We start from the raw sequence: 985 nt of genomic DNA, 5'->3' as shown, positions 1-985 counted from the left end.
GTGCATCCACAGCCGGAAACCTATTGGGGGCGGGTGAACCCGATCGGCACGCGCAGTTGCTACAATGAAGGCAAGCGTTGCGCCGAAACGCTGTTCTTCGACTACTGGCGCGAGGCCCGCACCGAGATCAAGGTGGCGCGCATCTTCAACACCTATGGCCCGAACATGCACCCGGACGATGGGCGAGTCGTCAGCAATTTCATCGTCCAGGCGATCCGCGGCGAGGCGTTGACAATCTACGGCACCGGCCGCCAGACGCGCAGTTTCTGCTATGTCGACGATCTCGTCGACGGCCTGCTGAGGCTCATGGCATCGCCCGCCGATTTCACGGGCCCGGCCAATATCGGCAACCCGCATGAGGTGACGATGATCGAACTGGCCGAACATGTGCTTCGGCTTGTCGGTGGCGGCTCCAAACTGGAGTTCCGACCCTTGCCCACGGACGACCCAAGGCAAAGATGCCCGGACATTTCGCTCATGCGGGCGGCGCTCGGTTGGCGGCCGCGGGTCAGTCTGGAAGACGGCTTGAGGCAAACGGTTGCCTATTTCCAGCGTCGTTTGGCGACGGCATGAAAAAGCCGGCGGGCAGAGACTGCCAGCCGGCTCCTTTCACTTTGATTGGCGTCAGGCGCGCTTGAGCAGCGACCAGACGGCCGGCACCAGGCTCGCGGCGAGCGCCACCTTGATCAGGTCGCCGACGATGAAGGGCAAGACGCCGAACTGCCAGGACTTTTCCGGACCGATCAGCATCGCCAGCCAGGCGAAGCCCATCGCCATCATGATCACTTCGGCCACCAGCATGGCATTGAAGAGCTTGACCGGATGACGGTCCCAGCCACGGTCGGCGGCCCAGCCGACGAGCGCCGCCATGACGACGAAGCCGGCCAGATAGCCGCCGGTGGAGCCGAGCATATAGGCGACGCCGATGCCCTTCCCCGGCGTGCCCTGGAAGACCGGGAAGCCCATGGCGCCCTCGGCCATGTAG

At 64.1% G+C, this 985-nt stretch carries 2 protein-coding genes; one reads left to right on the top strand and one right to left on the bottom strand.

The window, feature by feature from the left end; genetic code table 11:
• Positions 1–573, top strand: a 573-nt coding sequence (locus EN742_RS36030) for an NAD-dependent epimerase/dehydratase family protein (RefSeq protein WP_128333943.1), incomplete at its 5' end; no start/stop codon positions are given.
• 51 nt (positions 574–624) lie between these two features.
• Here the strand turns inward: EN742_RS36030 and EN742_RS36025 are convergent.
• Positions 625–985, bottom strand: a 361-nt coding sequence (locus tag EN742_RS36025) for a biotin transporter BioY (RefSeq protein WP_189375755.1), incomplete at its 5' end; no start/stop codon positions are given.

This window comes from Mesorhizobium sp. M4A.F.Ca.ET.020.02.1.1, assembly GCF_004022645.1.
Classification (GTDB): Bacteria; Pseudomonadota; Alphaproteobacteria; order Rhizobiales; family Rhizobiaceae; genus Mesorhizobium.
This window is presented reverse-complemented; position numbering and strand designations above follow the sequence as displayed.